General features: G+C 34.3%; 9 protein-coding genes. 1 reads left to right on the plus strand and 8 read right to left on the minus strand.

Annotated elements, in window-relative coordinates; translation table 11 throughout:
• Positions 1-22: 22 nt before the first annotated feature.
• The 3 genes from V6D42_RS11895 to V6D42_RS11905 form a co-directional block, all read right to left on the minus strand.
• On the minus strand, positions 23-1,933 hold the full coding sequence (locus V6D42_RS11895; protein WP_333513352.1) for a glycosyltransferase: 1,911 nt from the start codon (positions 1,931-1,933) through the stop codon (positions 23-25).
• 74 nt (positions 1,934-2,007) lie between these two features.
• A complete protein-coding gene (locus V6D42_RS11900; protein WP_442893221.1) occupies positions 2,008-3,417 on the minus strand; it encodes a glycosyltransferase in 1,410 nt (469 codons plus the stop codon).
• 146 nt (positions 3,418-3,563) lie between these two features.
• Positions 3,564-4,937 carry an alpha-glucosyltransferase N-terminal domain-containing protein gene (locus V6D42_RS11905; RefSeq protein WP_333513726.1) on the minus strand — a complete coding sequence of 458 codons (1,374 nt, stop codon included), beginning with the start codon at positions 4,935-4,937 and terminating at the stop codon, positions 3,564-3,566.
• A 349-nt stretch (positions 4,938-5,286) separates the two neighbouring features.
• On the opposite strand from V6D42_RS11905, the gene galU reads away from it, so the two are divergent.
• On the plus strand, positions 5,287-6,165 hold the full coding sequence (gene galU, locus V6D42_RS11910) for a UTP--glucose-1-phosphate uridylyltransferase GalU (protein ID WP_010332089.1): 879 nt from the start codon (positions 5,287-5,289) through the stop codon (positions 6,163-6,165).
• 40 nt (positions 6,166-6,205) lie between these two features.
• On the opposite strand, the gene tagH is transcribed toward galU, so the two are convergent.
• The 5 genes from tagH to V6D42_RS11935 form a co-directional block, all read right to left on the minus strand.
• A complete protein-coding gene (tagH, locus tag V6D42_RS11915) occupies positions 6,206-7,792 on the minus strand; it encodes a teichoic acids export ABC transporter ATP-binding subunit TagH (RefSeq protein ID WP_333513354.1) in 1,587 nt (528 codons plus the stop codon).
• A gap of 19 nt (positions 7,793-7,811) precedes the next feature.
• Entirely contained in the window at positions 7,812-8,639 is an 828-nt protein-coding gene (tagG, locus tag V6D42_RS11920) for a teichoic acids export ABC transporter permease subunit TagG (protein WP_268447016.1), read from the minus strand.
• A 172-nt stretch (positions 8,640-8,811) separates the two neighbouring features.
• Positions 8,812-11,514 (minus strand): bifunctional glycosyltransferase/CDP-glycerol:glycerophosphate glycerophosphotransferase, encoded by a 2,703-nt coding sequence (locus V6D42_RS11925; RefSeq protein ID WP_333513355.1) that lies wholly within the window; start codon positions 11,512-11,514, stop codon positions 8,812-8,814.
• A gap of 132 nt (positions 11,515-11,646) precedes the next feature.
• The gene (locus tag V6D42_RS11930; protein WP_333513356.1) at positions 11,647-12,987 is read right to left on the minus strand and encodes a glycosyltransferase family 2 protein; all 1,341 of its coding nucleotides are present in this window, start codon (positions 12,985-12,987) and stop codon (positions 11,647-11,649) included.
• Positions 12,988-13,013: 26 nt separating this feature from the next.
• Positions 13,014-14,198 carry a CDP-glycerol glycerophosphotransferase family protein gene (locus tag V6D42_RS11935; protein WP_333513357.1) on the minus strand — a complete coding sequence of 395 codons (1,185 nt, stop codon included), beginning with the start codon at positions 14,196-14,198 and terminating at the stop codon, positions 13,014-13,016.
• Positions 14,199-14,276: the final 78 nt, after the last annotated feature.

Raw genomic sequence — 14,276 nt, forward strand, 5'->3', positions numbered from 1 at the left:
AATTGTCACCTGGTTTCTTTGTTTAACGGGCTGTTAGATAGAATTTGGATTGGTCTGATTGTATAAATAGATCTACTTTCTTTCTTATTTTAAAACACCATAGTTTTTTTTCAATATTTTTACTGCAAAAATACACACTGACATCCTTTTTAGGAACCAATGTCGTTTTATATGAATTAATGGATAAAACGATATTGTTGTTTTGTAAATAAGCCGGCGCAAATTTTTGTTCAACGAGATTCCGGTCAACCTGAATCACTGTCCCATCAGCGGAACTGATTTGTTTTTTAATTGGAATTAAAAACTCTTGGTTATTAAACTCAAGCAATAATAAAGATTGCTTCGGAAAAAACAATTGGCTTCCAGGGAATACAAACGTTAAATGATGATCCGAATCATTATTACTGAATTCAACTTTCAGAACTTCTTGCTTTCTAATTTCCACCGACAAATTATCGTATGTTTTTGTAAAGTACGGTCTTGCGCTAAAAGCATATTCCCCGTTATTCCCTATATATTTAGCATGTTGCGAATAGGGATACTTTTCTCTGCTGCTGCCAATTCGGGCGCGTTTTTTATAACCGTCAATCTCTGATTCAATAAAGAAGTCCCAAACACCAATATCTTCTTCATTAACGGCCAAATCAGTAAATTTCGTGAGAAATTCAAATTCCCCGTCCTTGGCATACACCGGAGAAATAACTTTTTCAGTTTTTCTTTCACGGTGCACCCAAATGCCAGATAAAGTTAGCATAACTTGATGCTCTGGTTGTAAAGCCGAGTGGGTTACCGTTCCTTTTAATGAAAAAGTGTTGTTCTTCATTTGAAATTTGCTCACGTAATGACTGATTTTGTTTCTGTCATCAATAATCCGTTCATTCTCTGTTAACTGATATGGGATAAGGCTGGGGTAGTTTGCTATGATATGACCATTTTTTACAGATGTATATTGAGTCATATTTTCTTTATCAGCTTCAAATTGCTTCAAGCCCTTTAGGTCATTATGACGTACAAAATATAATTTTAACCGTGTATGAGAATGAACAAGCCTATCAATTTCCTGAGGAATATTTCGCTCAACAAAATGATGCAGCTCCGTCAACCACTCTTGTTGTTCCTGTTCATCCTCAATTGTTACGGTAAAGTCCGTTGTTCTAGAAAAGTCAAAATGACGATTTAAAAACTTCGCCATAAATTTCATTTTATCGGTACGAGAAAGACGGCTCTCCCGAATCATATCTATGATGACCTTCATTGCACCGTAGTAACTTTGTGGCGCAACATATGCAAATGTCATATGCTCGCCATCATGCTGTACAGCGTAGTAATAATCATAGTCAGCCAAGACAGAAATTTTGTCCGCTTCTAAATAAGCTTTCATGACAAATACCTGATCTTCTGTGGCCTGTATATTAGAAGGGAAATATATGTCATGATTCCTAAGCAGTGAAACTTTAAAAAGTTTTGTCGGGCCAATTGAGTAGACAAGCGGAGATTTCACAAGATCCGCCTCAGGTTTTGTTTCTTTAAATATAGCTTGCGGAACCGATCTGCCATTTACTCCGACCATTTTTCCAAGCACAATATCTGAATCGTGCTGTTTAGCAAATTGATACATTCTCTCAAACGCTTCAATTCCTAAATAGTCATCGGAATCTATAAAAAAAATGTATTCACCGCTGGCCGCGCGTATGGCTTGGTTTCTTGGTTCTCCTGGTCCCCCCGAGTTTTCCTCTCGTTCAATAACCGTTATATTAGAATACCGTTCACTGTATTTTTTTAATAGTGGAACCGTGCCATCCAGAGAACAATCATCTACACAAATAATTTCGTACTCATTATTCGGCATGGTTTGTTGAACCAGACTATCCAGGCAGCGGGAGATAAAATGTTCTGAGTTGTATGTGGGTACTGCTGCAGTAATTTTCAACATTACACCTCTATCCTTATCCGCTTCTATTTCTTCTTAAAAGCTCATATAATGAACAAAAATGGCACAGAAATGTATTATTTCGTCATTTCAAATACTTCTTCCCATCTTTCAAACAATCTGTCTTCACTATATTCTGTATCCATTAAGTTTTTTGCATTTTGCCCATATTGAATGGCTTTCTCAGGGTTGTCGTACAAATAAATGATACTCTCAGCAAGCCTTTCAATATCATCAGGTTCTACAAGCATTCCCGTTTCGTGTTCTTTTATGAGCTCTCTTGGGCTGTATTTCACATCAAAACTGATTACCGGGGTTGCGCACGAAAACGATTCACAGATTGCAAGGCTGAATCCCTCAAATTTTGATGTTAATAATGTGGCAAGCGCCTGCTGATAAAATGGAGCAGGATTTGCAATATAACCTTTTAAATGTACATTATCTAGCTGGAGATCATCAATCAGTTGCTGGTAGTCCTCGTGGCCAGGACCGCTTCCATATATATTTAGAACAACCTCAGGACGCGATTTTTTTACGATTTCCATTGCTTTTATAACCTTATCGATCCCTTTTTCCTCATGATATCTTGCCACCATCACAAATTCATTTTTCTTTTTTTCATAGGTTTGTAATTTTTCAAGCCTTCTTGGAGCATGAGGAATCACGAAAATATTATTGTTTGATTCAAAATCCTTCATGATATCATCTTTTTGTTCATTCGTTAATACGATCAGCCCGTCGTAATCTTTAATATGCTCCATAGCGTATTGATGATTTTTTCGAACTTTACTGCCCAATGTGTAAGGATAATCTAAATGATTTGAGTGAACACAGTAAAAGCGTTTTGCCAATCCTTTACGCATTTCATTTACTTTTGAAGCACTCCCTACTCCATCACAGATGATTATAGGGTCTGTTTCTTTTTTACACAGCTCTTCAAGCCAATGTGTATGAAATGAATGCTTGTTTTTGAAAAACGCAGCTTCTTTCTCGTTTCGTTCAAACAATAAAACTCCCTGACTGGCTCCTGTTTGAAAGTGATACCACTCCGTTAAATAACAAAAGCCATCTGGTGCTGTATAACAAACTTGATTTATTTTTGCTGTTCTCGTATCGAAGAAGACAGTTTTATTGATATACTCACCATTAAAATGTTCCCGCTTCGTTATTTGCATATTTTCATTGAAATAGTCCACATATAAAAGGTTATCCGACTCATCCCACTTTTTCTTTTTTATCAATAAACCATTATTGAAGTATTCAGTTTCTAATTTTGCCTCATTATGATAAACAGCATAAGTTTCTTCGAAGCGTTCAAAAACTTGTTTATAGCCATTGCGCTGCTCAACACCCGTTTTGATATCGGTTTGCTGATTTTTATAGTAATCATAAATATTGATAATATTCACATTAGGGTGCAGCCTTCCAGCCTTCTTCAGCTCTCGCTCAATCTGATCATAGTTCTCTTTATAATCAAGTGTAACCAAGTCAATTTTATGACCATGCTCTGCAAAAGTATACGACCTTGACATCATAGAGCTTGTAATGCCGCCTTTTTCAATGTCTATTTCATAAATTAGTGAAAAGATCCTTCTCATCTTCAAGCTCCTTCTTCTTGTAAAACCTTTCGCTGTTATTGATTCTTTTTTACAAACAGACGATTGATTAGTTTTCTCCGAAATCCTTCAGCTGTGTGAATTAGCAAATGATTATTTTCTTCTTCTAAAGTGATTCGCCAGCCTGAGATATTTTGTTCCGTTAACGGAATTTCCTTTTTGTCATTCACTCGTACATTCGCAGCAAAAAAGCTATTATCCCACTCAGAGCAGAGATACAATTCAATCGTAGAGAGATCATCTAATGCTGAGTGAATACAAAGCGTCCCGCTTACAGTAAAAGTTAAATCTACCTCTCTGTTTACCAGAGCGCTAAACGTACATTCAGTGCCGCTCTTCTTATTTTTTAATTTCCAGTACATTTTATTACGGCCAAGGGAATAGGCCGGAACTTCGCCTTTAAATTGTACTTTTGCTGACAAACACAAGTCAGATTTCGATTGCCATTCTGCTGTTAACAGCTCAACATTCATTTCTTTTAATTTATTGTTAAAAGGCACTTGATCAATAAGTTTGTCCACAAAACGTTTGCGGGCAAACGGTTCTTCAGAAACATAGTAAATGTTCGAACGGGGTCCCGTTCTTTCAACCGTATCATTATATCTCGTCAAGGAAGGGACTACGAAAGCATCAAGATAGTTTATTTCTCCTTCAGGGTTATCCAAAATATCATTCGTCTCTATAAAACCTAAGTACGCTGTCGAATATTTCGCTGAAAGAAGCTTCAGCATCGAATAAATTTTCATTTCTGAAGTTAACAGCAGATAGTCCGTTTCATGTATCAAGCGTCTCAAAAAATACTGGTAAAGTTCATTTTCTGAATATAATACACTCTCTATACTGTCTATTTCGTCAAAAATAATAATTTTTTCAGTCGCCCCATCATGCTTATACCACTTCGTCATGTAACAGGTGCCGTCAGCCCTCAAAAAGAGATGCTGCTTTGGTTTGTTGGTCTCCAAGTCCATGTACATCAAGCTGTGTACATAGCCGTTTGCATCATATTCCTCTCGTTTAAACCTTTGCCTGTTATCATTAAAATAATCCGCGACAGCAAGTGCTCCCGCTGCTGTAAATCTTTGATATTTTATATAACGCCCGTCACGGTAATATCGAAATATTGGCTTGTCTTGTTCTTGAACATGCGTTAAACCTTCTTCTTCAACCTGATGCTCTATTTTATGTTTCTGAGGTTCAGGCCCTTTAAAGAAGCTGTACAAATTGATAACAGTAGCTTCTTTAAAAGAGGAAGGCTCATTAGGCTCATGATTTAAAGTGACAATGTCCATTGGATAATTCCAATCAATTGAATTAATGTTGTTTTTTTTAGCAGAATGAAGCCCTGAACAAACATATGCTAATTTAGGATGAGAAACCTTAATCGTCATAATTTATAATTACCTTTCGCTAAAATCGTACAGTTATATGTTAGACGTACATTATATCATTTTTAATTAGCTGGCTCTAGAATGAAGAAACGTTATTCTCAAGAACTTTTTGGAACATTTTAAGCCAATAACCTCTGTCTGTTACTGAAATTAATTAATGATATTTTTTGTATTTTCCAGAGATAAAACCCACTGAATTGACCCTTGTTTAAAATTGGTTTTTCTTATATGATTAAATGTGTTTAACAGATTGAAAACAGGGTATTGAGAGAAAAAGAAACTTCAAAATTTTAAATACTCAGCATTTCATAAAGCTGAACCTAAATCTGTTCTTAAGGAAGGTGCTTTGAAAGTGAAAAAAGTGCGTAAAGCCATAATCCCTGCAGCCGGTCTCGGTACGAGATTTTTACCGGCTACGAAAGCAATGCCGAAAGAAATGCTTCCTATCGTAGATAAACCAACCATTCAATACATAATTGAAGAAGCTGTTGAGTCCGGTATTGAGGACATTATTATTGTAACAGGCAAAAGCAAGCGTGCGATTGAGGATCATTTTGATTACTCTCCTGAGCTTGAAAGAAACCTTGAAGAAAAAGGAAAGATTGAACTCCTTGAAAAAGTGAAAAAATCTTCTAATCTGGCTGACATCCACTACATCCGCCAAAAAGAGCCTAAAGGACTTGGACATGCTGTATGGTGCGCTCGTAACTTTATCGGCGATGAACCTTTTGCGGTTCTGCTTGGAGACGATATCGTTCAGGCGGAAAAACCAGGATTGCGCCAGTTAATGGATGAATATGAAAGAACACTTTCTTCTATTATAGGTGTTCAGCAAGTGCCTGAAGAAGAAACTCACCGCTACGGTATTATCGATCCGCTGACAAGTGAAGGCCGCCGTTATCAGGTGAAAAACTTTGTTGAGAAGCCATCTAAAGGCACAGCACCTTCTAACCTTGCTATCTTAGGTCGTTACGTATTTACGCCTGAGATCTTTATGTACTTAGAAGAGCAGCAGGTTGGCGCGGGCGGAGAAATTCAGCTGACAGACGCCATTCAAAAGCTGAATGAAATTCAAAGAGTGTTTGCTTACGATTTTGAAGGCAAGCGCTATGATGTAGGCGAAAAGCTCGGCTTTATCACAACCACTCTTGAGTTTGCGATGCAGGATAAAGAACTCCGCGGACAGCTCATTCCATTCATGGAAAACTTATTAAACAAAGAAGAAATCTAACATAAAAAAGGCTATTGGACATTCATCCAATAGCCTTTTATTATTTCAACATCAAGGTCAGCGTATGCTCTTCATTATCAACTGCAAAGGTCTGATCATCTGTATTCACAAGAAAACGATTCTTGCTGCCGTCGTCATACAATACATCACTGTCACTTAATGATAATGACGCTGGAGTAACGGGAGAAATGTTGTGAAAGATAAGCTGTGACGCTTTATTATCTTCCAATACATAGCTGATCTTTTCATAATCAAAATCCAAAGTCTTTCTGCCGTCAGCTGTTTCACCTTCTGTAAAACCGTTCAGTTTTGATTGAATACTGTCACTGCTGTCTCCGAGGAACTTCAGGAAGTATTCATAGGAAGCTGCTGCGTTTTGCTGGACATGAGGTGTAAAAGCAGAAGCCGGCAATTCCGCCTTCCTCACATCAGTCACAACAGCGTTCTTCTTCACAAAATATGAATGTCCGTCAAACTTAACTTTTGCTGCTTGTTTGCCTTTTGCGCTTACGGTCACTGTAGTACCGAAAGGCAGTATAACGCCGGCCTTCTTTTTCAGATCTTGGTCTTTATAGACTGCCGCTTCTTCATCAGCTATAAAGCCTTTTTTATTCATTGCAGTTAGGCTTTCCTCCATCTTGCCCTTTGCATCGCTATGATGATTCTTGACTTCATTTTGCGGAATTGCGCCAAACGAAGCAATTGTTCGAAGCGGGGCATCAAAGAACATCGTGGCCGCAATAAAAACTGTCAAGAAAGACAAAATCGCAATTTGTACTGCATTGGCCAGTGATTTTGGCTTTTTCTTCTTTTTGCGGAAACGGGCGAAAGCTTCAGGATCTTCTTTCTTGCGCTCTTCCGTCTGCTCTTTTTTATATGTTTCTTTTTCTTTTTTCGAGAGCTTATTAAACCAGTCAATAAACGCTTTGTACTCTTTCACAACTGTTTTTGTATCATCAAACATCCGAAGTTCGCCGTAATGCATCCAAGCAACGCGGTCACACATTTTCTCAATCTGGCCGATGGAATGACTGACAAAGAAAATGGTTTTTCCTTGTTGTTTAAACTCATTAATTCTGTCTACACATTTCTGATAAAACGTTTGGTCTCCTACGGAGAGCGCTTCATCAATAATTAAAATATCCGGATCTATATGCACGGAAATCGCAAAACCGAGACGCGATTTCATCCCGCTGGAATAGTTTTTAACCGGCTGATTAATAAAATCGCCAATCTCGGCAAATTCCACGATACTGTCGTACATGTTATCAATTTCTTTATTGGTTAACCCCATCATCAAACACTTGAGCCGGACATTGTCCCGGCCCGTTAATTGGTTATTTAAACCGGCTGCTATCGCAATCAGCGACGGCTGGCCGTTCATTTCTATCTCACCGCTGGTCGGCGGAATGATTTTAGCCAGCAGGTTAGACATGGTCGATTTCCCCGACCCGTTTATCCCTACAAAGCCAATTGTTTCTCCCTCATACACGTCAAAGGAGACATTCCGCACAGCAAAAAAACCATTATCCTTAGCTGGAAAAAACAATCCTTTAATCTTGTCCGATTGTTTTTTATACAAATGATACTGCTTTGAAACATTTCGAAACGAAACTTTTAGTTTCATCGTACAATCTCCTTACGTATTAAAGAAAGTCAACAAACTTGTCTCTGAATTTCATATGCAGGATAGAACCTACTGTTAATAAAAGAAAAGTGAATAGCCAGAAATACAGCGTATATTTCATATCTTGGAAAAACCATTTTCCGTCTAAGAAGCTGTTTCGGAAGCCTTCAATCAGATAAAATATCGGATTCAGCTTGAGCACAGGCAGAAGATTCGGATGATTTTTTCCAAGCTGCTCTGATATGTTCCAAAAAATCGGTAGCAAGAAGAACAATAATCTGGTAACGGCCTGCAGCAAAAATTGATAATCTCTGACAAGCACACTGATTGTAGAGTTAAACAAACTAAATGAAAACATAAATACAATCATGCAGATCAAATAGTAAATATATTGTATCCAATGCAAGCTAGGGTAAATACCGCTCGCTAACAGAACTATGACATAAACACCCATCATCACAAAATAGCTAAATAAATTTGAAGCAATCACAACAGAAGGCAGTGAACTGATCGGAAAATTCATTTTCGCAACCATATTGATCCGCTTAAACACGCTGTTTGATCCATCAAGAATGGTCGGGCTAATAAAGAACCACGGAATCAATCCAGCCAGCATCCAAACAATAAAAGGCACTTCTCCGACACCCGTTATGATCGGCTTACTGTTGCGAATTCCCATACCAAATACAAACCAATACGCCAGCATTTGAATGAGAGGATTTAAAAACTGCCATAATACACCAAGATAATTCATCTGATACTGAGACTTTGTCTCATACGAAGCCAAGCGCAAAATTAAAGGAAACGATGTCACTTGCTCTTTTACGATTCTTACTAATGCATTCATTGTTTATCTTCCTTAGACTTAAATGATTTTTGGGATCTTTCGGTTAAAGAAATTTGAAAGCACCGCAGATTATTGTAACAGATGTTGAGTTTTTTTTCACTTTTTAAGTAGTAAGGAGAAGTTCCCATTGAACTTCTCCTTTCATTAGTTTAATGCCTATATAAAACAAAACTTATTTAGCAACTTTATTATTGTCTAATTGCAAAATAGCATTATAAATGCGGTGTCTGTTATTTTTATCAGTATATGCAAAAAAGTTATCTACTCTTTTACTATATTTATCTTCCATACGACTATTATTCTTCATATAATAGATAACTTTATCAATTAAGCTATCATGATTATTTATTACATCACCAAAGCCCATTTTCTTATAATCATAGTAATCAAGTTTAAAATGATAAGAATCCTCATATTGATAATAGATTACAGGCTTTTTCTCGTATGCAAAATCGAAAGCTACAGATGAAAAATCAGTAATCATTATATTTGAGGAATTAAATAACATTTGATAGCTGCTATTATAATCAGCAAACTCTACATACTCATGTTTTTTGAAATCTTCGATTTGTTGTTGAATGTCTGGATGTGGAAAAAAGGTTATTTTATAGTTATTTTTTTTAGCAAATTCAATTAGTCTATCATCATTAATTAATGCATTATACCTTGCAAAGTATTCACTCTCTTTAAATTTTGGATTGTAGGGTCTAACTCCCTTTGCCTGATCTTTTGGTAATACAATATCCTTTCTCCATGTAGGCATAATTAAAAGCTGCTTTTCCCCTTCACTCTTCTTTAGATTATCGTATCTCGGAAATCCGCCTAAAAAGATATTTTCTCTTTTATAATTGTAATTCCCTTTAATGATGGAACGATATTCAGGTTTCGCTGATGTTATCAACAATTTAATATTTTTACTATATTTATTTAGCCACTCTGAATGATCAGCCATTGTTATTCCATGCTGCAAAAAGACAAACTCAAATTTAAATAAATCTCTAAAATATATCTCCATATTGAAAAATGGATTTACAACCCATATATCTGCATGTGTAGATATTACCTTGGAGGAAGCCAAAGTCAAAATTTTATGTCTGAGAGATCTGTAAGGAATTACTTTTCCGTATTTTTTAATTCGGTCATAATCTTTGCTATCTTTTTTTATAATAAAGTATTTTTTTACACCATCGTTCTTATTGATAGCATACTTATAAAGATGTTCGGCATTATCATCAGCTTTGTCTTGTCTATCTACGAATAGCCATACTGGTTTTTTGTTAAAGAAACTGAACACATGATGTGCAACCCGTGCCAACATAGCCTTTTTAATCGCTGATTTTCGTTTCTTTGACTTACCGCTTATTTTATTAAGAGATTTCAAGAAACGAAATTCTTTTATAAATCTATTTTTAAAGTTGTTTTGTTTGAACAGTAATTTTTTATAATTATAATAAAAAATGTAATCTCGTTTAGCTGCATAGGAATTAAATAATTCATTTGATAAACCTGAATATTTAAAGAAACGAAGCTTTGTCATTTTTCTCTTATTGCCCTTAGTGATAAAAAATTCTATATGGTGATTGCCTGTAAGATATTTTTTGGGAATGTCTATAGAGAACCCAGGATATTTTTTAATTACTTCGCCTAAACTAATATAATCATTATGCTGCCTTTTTATATTCTTTGCCTTTACTCTTTTTTCACCGATTTTAGCATAAAAACCAAAACCTTTTGCTTTAAATAGGGAGCTCCAAAAACCTTCTATATGAATAGAATCCTCATTTTCTTCTAAGATTTCAATAGTTAGAGTTTGATTTGATAATCTAGCTACAATTTCATCTTTTCTGTACAAATAAAGATCTTGGTCAGTTTCTATTTCATATACATATCTATTATAATTTTCACCATGTTTTATTTTTAAAGCATGATATAGATAAAAATGGCTTATACTTTTTGTTTCAATAATGACATTATCATCGATATATGAAAGTACTTCTCGAATTAATTTTAAAAATTCTTGGTATTCATGTTGATTTAAAGGTGTTTCACTAATATCCCTAATTAATAATTTCCACTTCAGATCATGCATAATCATATATTGAAGAAACAGAGGGACTTTTTCTTCATGATTCTTTGTCATATTAATTAAACTCTTAGAAAATGTAGTAAGTGAATGGTTAAACCAATCTTTATTAGCTTTAGCATTCTGCATTGCAGACGAACCATCTTCTCTTACTCTATAGTGATATTTAGCTTCCTTAACTAAACCGTACTTTTTTTTATCTGATATGATTAAATTAACCAGCTTGGCGTCTTCCCCTATTCTACAGTTCTCATCAAAACAAATATTTTTTAAAGCATCTTTTTTTATAAAAGTAGAACAGCAATGGGTTAATATATGATGCGGTTCTTTTTCCACATCTAAAATTCTTGTCGAAGTAAATTTATTATTAAGGTTATGTTCTCCAATTCTTCCTTCTTCAAAAAATATTGGAATTGCTACAATATCAATATCACCTTTATATTGGTTAAAAAAGTTTAAAACATTTTCAAATGTTTCTTTTGAAACTAAATCATCCGGATCAAGGAACTGAACATATCTCCCCTCAGCATACTTTAATCCGAAATTTCGCGCACTGCTAACTCCGCCGTTCTGTTTCTTTACATAAACTACGTTGTTCGGATACTTGTGTTCATATTCCCTGCAAATGATCTCACTTTTGTCAGGGCTGTCATCATTAACAAGTATTAATTGAATATTATTGAAGCCTAAAGTCTGATTAATCACACTTTCTATAGCGTCAGTTAAATACATTTCCACATTGTAAATTGGCATTATTACACTAAAATCATATTTATAATTCTTATCTTCCATACAAATTTACTCCTAACAAAATGTTTATATTAATAAGAATCCGGGTAATAGATAGAGAAACATTGTAAATAGATTGTTTAATCATTTGAACAAAAATCAATATTTTGGTAATATGGATATAATTATCTTTAACTATCTTTTGAAAATTTTCACGAGTAAACTTCTAAATATGTTTACATCGTTAAGTTTTATAGCACTGTCTGGTGTTTTTAATATAAATTCGAAAGCAAAGGCCCAAATCGGTATTTCAACAACAAAGCCAGCATATCTAAAATCTCTTAACTTATATCCCCAAACTTCAATTGATTTTTTCAATTCTTTGCGCTTGCATTTTTTTAAAGTTTTAAAGTACTTTACATATATGAAATCACTTTCTTGCATTTCATAATACTGATTGATAAAATTTCCAGTTAATTCGAGTTTCCACCCTTTAATCTTTATTTTAGTAACAGTGCAGGAACTTTGAACTATATTATCTTTTTTTATTCTTTCGAGACTTCCTGTATTATCTTCTTTCAGAAAAAACATAAATTCTTTATAATATATGGGCATATCTTGTTCGTTTATATATTGCGTATCTATATGTTTGAGAATATTAATGTAAGAATGAATAAAATCTCTTTGCTCACTTTTATTTAAAACCGTCTTATAAATCTCTCGATAACTAGGATACAAAAACAATTTTATATGGTAAATAATCAAATATTGTATATAAGGTAGAATAGTATTGTATTTTTGGATTGACTTCATAAACAAAGTCCTATAGCTGACATCCAACAAATAAGAATACCTATTTTTGTTTAACCATGAACCATCCACTAACGAGTTCTTTTCTTTTCGTTTTCTATAGAAATATTTCCCTTCTGCAACTACTCCATAACTTTTTTCATTTAGCAATAACTGATTGATAAACATAGCGTCTTCCCAGAAATCTATGGATTCATCAAACAGAACCTTATCATTTATAATTTGCCTTCTATAAAACGTTCCTCCAATATAAAAATGGACAGATTTATACTCTTTAAGAATGTTTATAATCCTGGTCCCTTTTTCAAATCTATTATTTAATTTATGATCGCCTTTTTTTTCACCTGTAAAATAAACTGGCAAAACAGCTATATTTGTATCTTTTCCGCAATTGCAAAAAAAATTATAAACACTTTGTATAGCATTTTTAGAGAGTGTATCATCTGAATCTAGAAAACCAATGAAATTAGATTTTTCACTTACATTCAACAATCCACAATTTCTCGCCGCAGAAGGCCCCGAATTTTCAATCTTAAAAAATTTGATATTATTCGGATATGTTTTTTTATAAAATTCACAAATTTGAGAGCTACGGTCAACACTACCATCGTCTATTAATATAAGTTCTATATTTTCTTTAAAACCGATTGATTGTTGGATAACACTCTCTATTGAAGCCTTCAAGTAATTCTCGGAGTTATATATAGGCATAATTATAGAAAACATGTTAGTACCTCTTTGTTTTAGAAGTTTCATAGAATCGTCTCAATAACTCTTTTAGAAGCCTGGCCATCTTCTAAGTTGCAAAATTCATTGTAGAAAAGCTCGTAATTATGATCTATATAAGGGGTATGCAGCAAGTCTTTAACTGTCTTTATTAGTTCTTCACTTGTTTGCACCAAGCTTCCTGGGGTTTTTTGTTGAAAATCAAAATAAAATCCTCTAATAGAGTCTCTATAAATTGGGAGATCATACACAAAAAACACAATGGGTTTTTTTAAGTTTATATAATCAAAAAAGACAGAAGAATAATCTGTTATTAACAAATCACTAATTAAATACAAATCCCTAATATCTTTATATAAAGAAACATCCTTAACAAAATCATTATATTTGCCTAAATTAAACTGTTCTGAAACTAGATAATGCATTCTTAGAAGGATTACTACAGAATCTCCGAGTTCCCTTTTCATTTCTTCTAAATCAAATTGGAGTTTAAATTTATATTGCCCAACCTTCTTAAACTCGTTATCTCTCCATGTTGGTGCATATAAAATAACTTTTTTATCCTCATTAATTCCCAACTCTTGTTTTACCTTCTTAATTAATGATTCCTTATTTGAAGAATACAGAATGTCATTTCTCGGATAACCAGCCTCTATGATTTCTTTTTTAAATTGAAACGCGCTTTTAAAAATTTCAGTCGAATAAGCATTAGGAGAAATCAAATAATCCCATTTGCTAGCTTCCCGCAGGAAATTTTGTTTGTATTTTTCAGTTGTAGTACCTGGCATATGTACTTCATCCATATCATTAGCAAGCTTTTTTAACGGAGTGCCATGCCACGTTTGCACATACAATGTTTTTTTGGGTTTTGGGATCCATAATGGGAGGCGGCTATTTGTTATCCAATACTTTGCAGTGGCCATGTACCAAAGCCACTTGAAAGAAAACCTTTTAATATATGCTACATCCACACCTTCTAATGCCGACATGTAACGCTTATCAATACTCCATATTAACTTATAGTCATATCTATCTTTATTTTCCTGGAGATATTCGTAGATTGCTCTGGGATTGCAGCTAAACTGTTTGCCAGAATAGCTTTCAAATAAAATTAATTTGTTGTTTCTTGGCAGAAGAGCAAAAAGTTGAAACAGCATCGAATAAACCTTAATTAATAAACTTCTGCATTTATTTAAAATAAACGATCTCATCATAAACTCCTTAAAGAGCAAAAATTTATAATTCACGCACACAAGAAAAAAAGAAGCAACTGAACATTACTTCAAGCC

The organism is Bacillus sp. 0909A (assembly GCF_036765115.1).
Lineage (GTDB): Bacteria > Bacillota > Bacilli > Bacillales > Bacillaceae > Bacillus > Bacillus mojavensis.

What these genes read in the sequence shown, in the direction of transcription:
- V6D42_RS11895 (WP_333513352.1), bottom strand. Translation starts at nt 1,933, where the DNA reads ATGTTGAAAATTACTGCAGCAGTACCCACATACAACTCAGAACATTTT.
- tagH (WP_333513354.1), bottom strand. Translation starts at nt 7,792, where the DNA reads ATGAAACTAAAAGTTTCGTTTCGAAATGTTTCAAAGCAGTATCATTTG.
- tagG (WP_268447016.1), bottom strand. Translation starts at nt 8,639, where the DNA reads ATGAATGCATTAGTAAGAATCGTAAAAGAGCAAGTGACATCGTTTCCT.
- V6D42_RS11925 (WP_333513355.1), bottom strand. Translation starts at nt 11,514, where the DNA reads ATGGAAGATAAGAATTATAAATATGATTTTAGTGTAATAATGCCAATT.
- V6D42_RS11930 (WP_333513356.1), bottom strand. Translation starts at nt 12,987, where the DNA reads ATGTTTTCTATAATTATGCCTATATATAACTCCGAGAATTACTTGAAG.
- V6D42_RS11935 (WP_333513357.1), bottom strand. Translation starts at nt 14,198, where the DNA reads ATGAGATCGTTTATTTTAAATAAATGCAGAAGTTTATTAATTAAGGTT.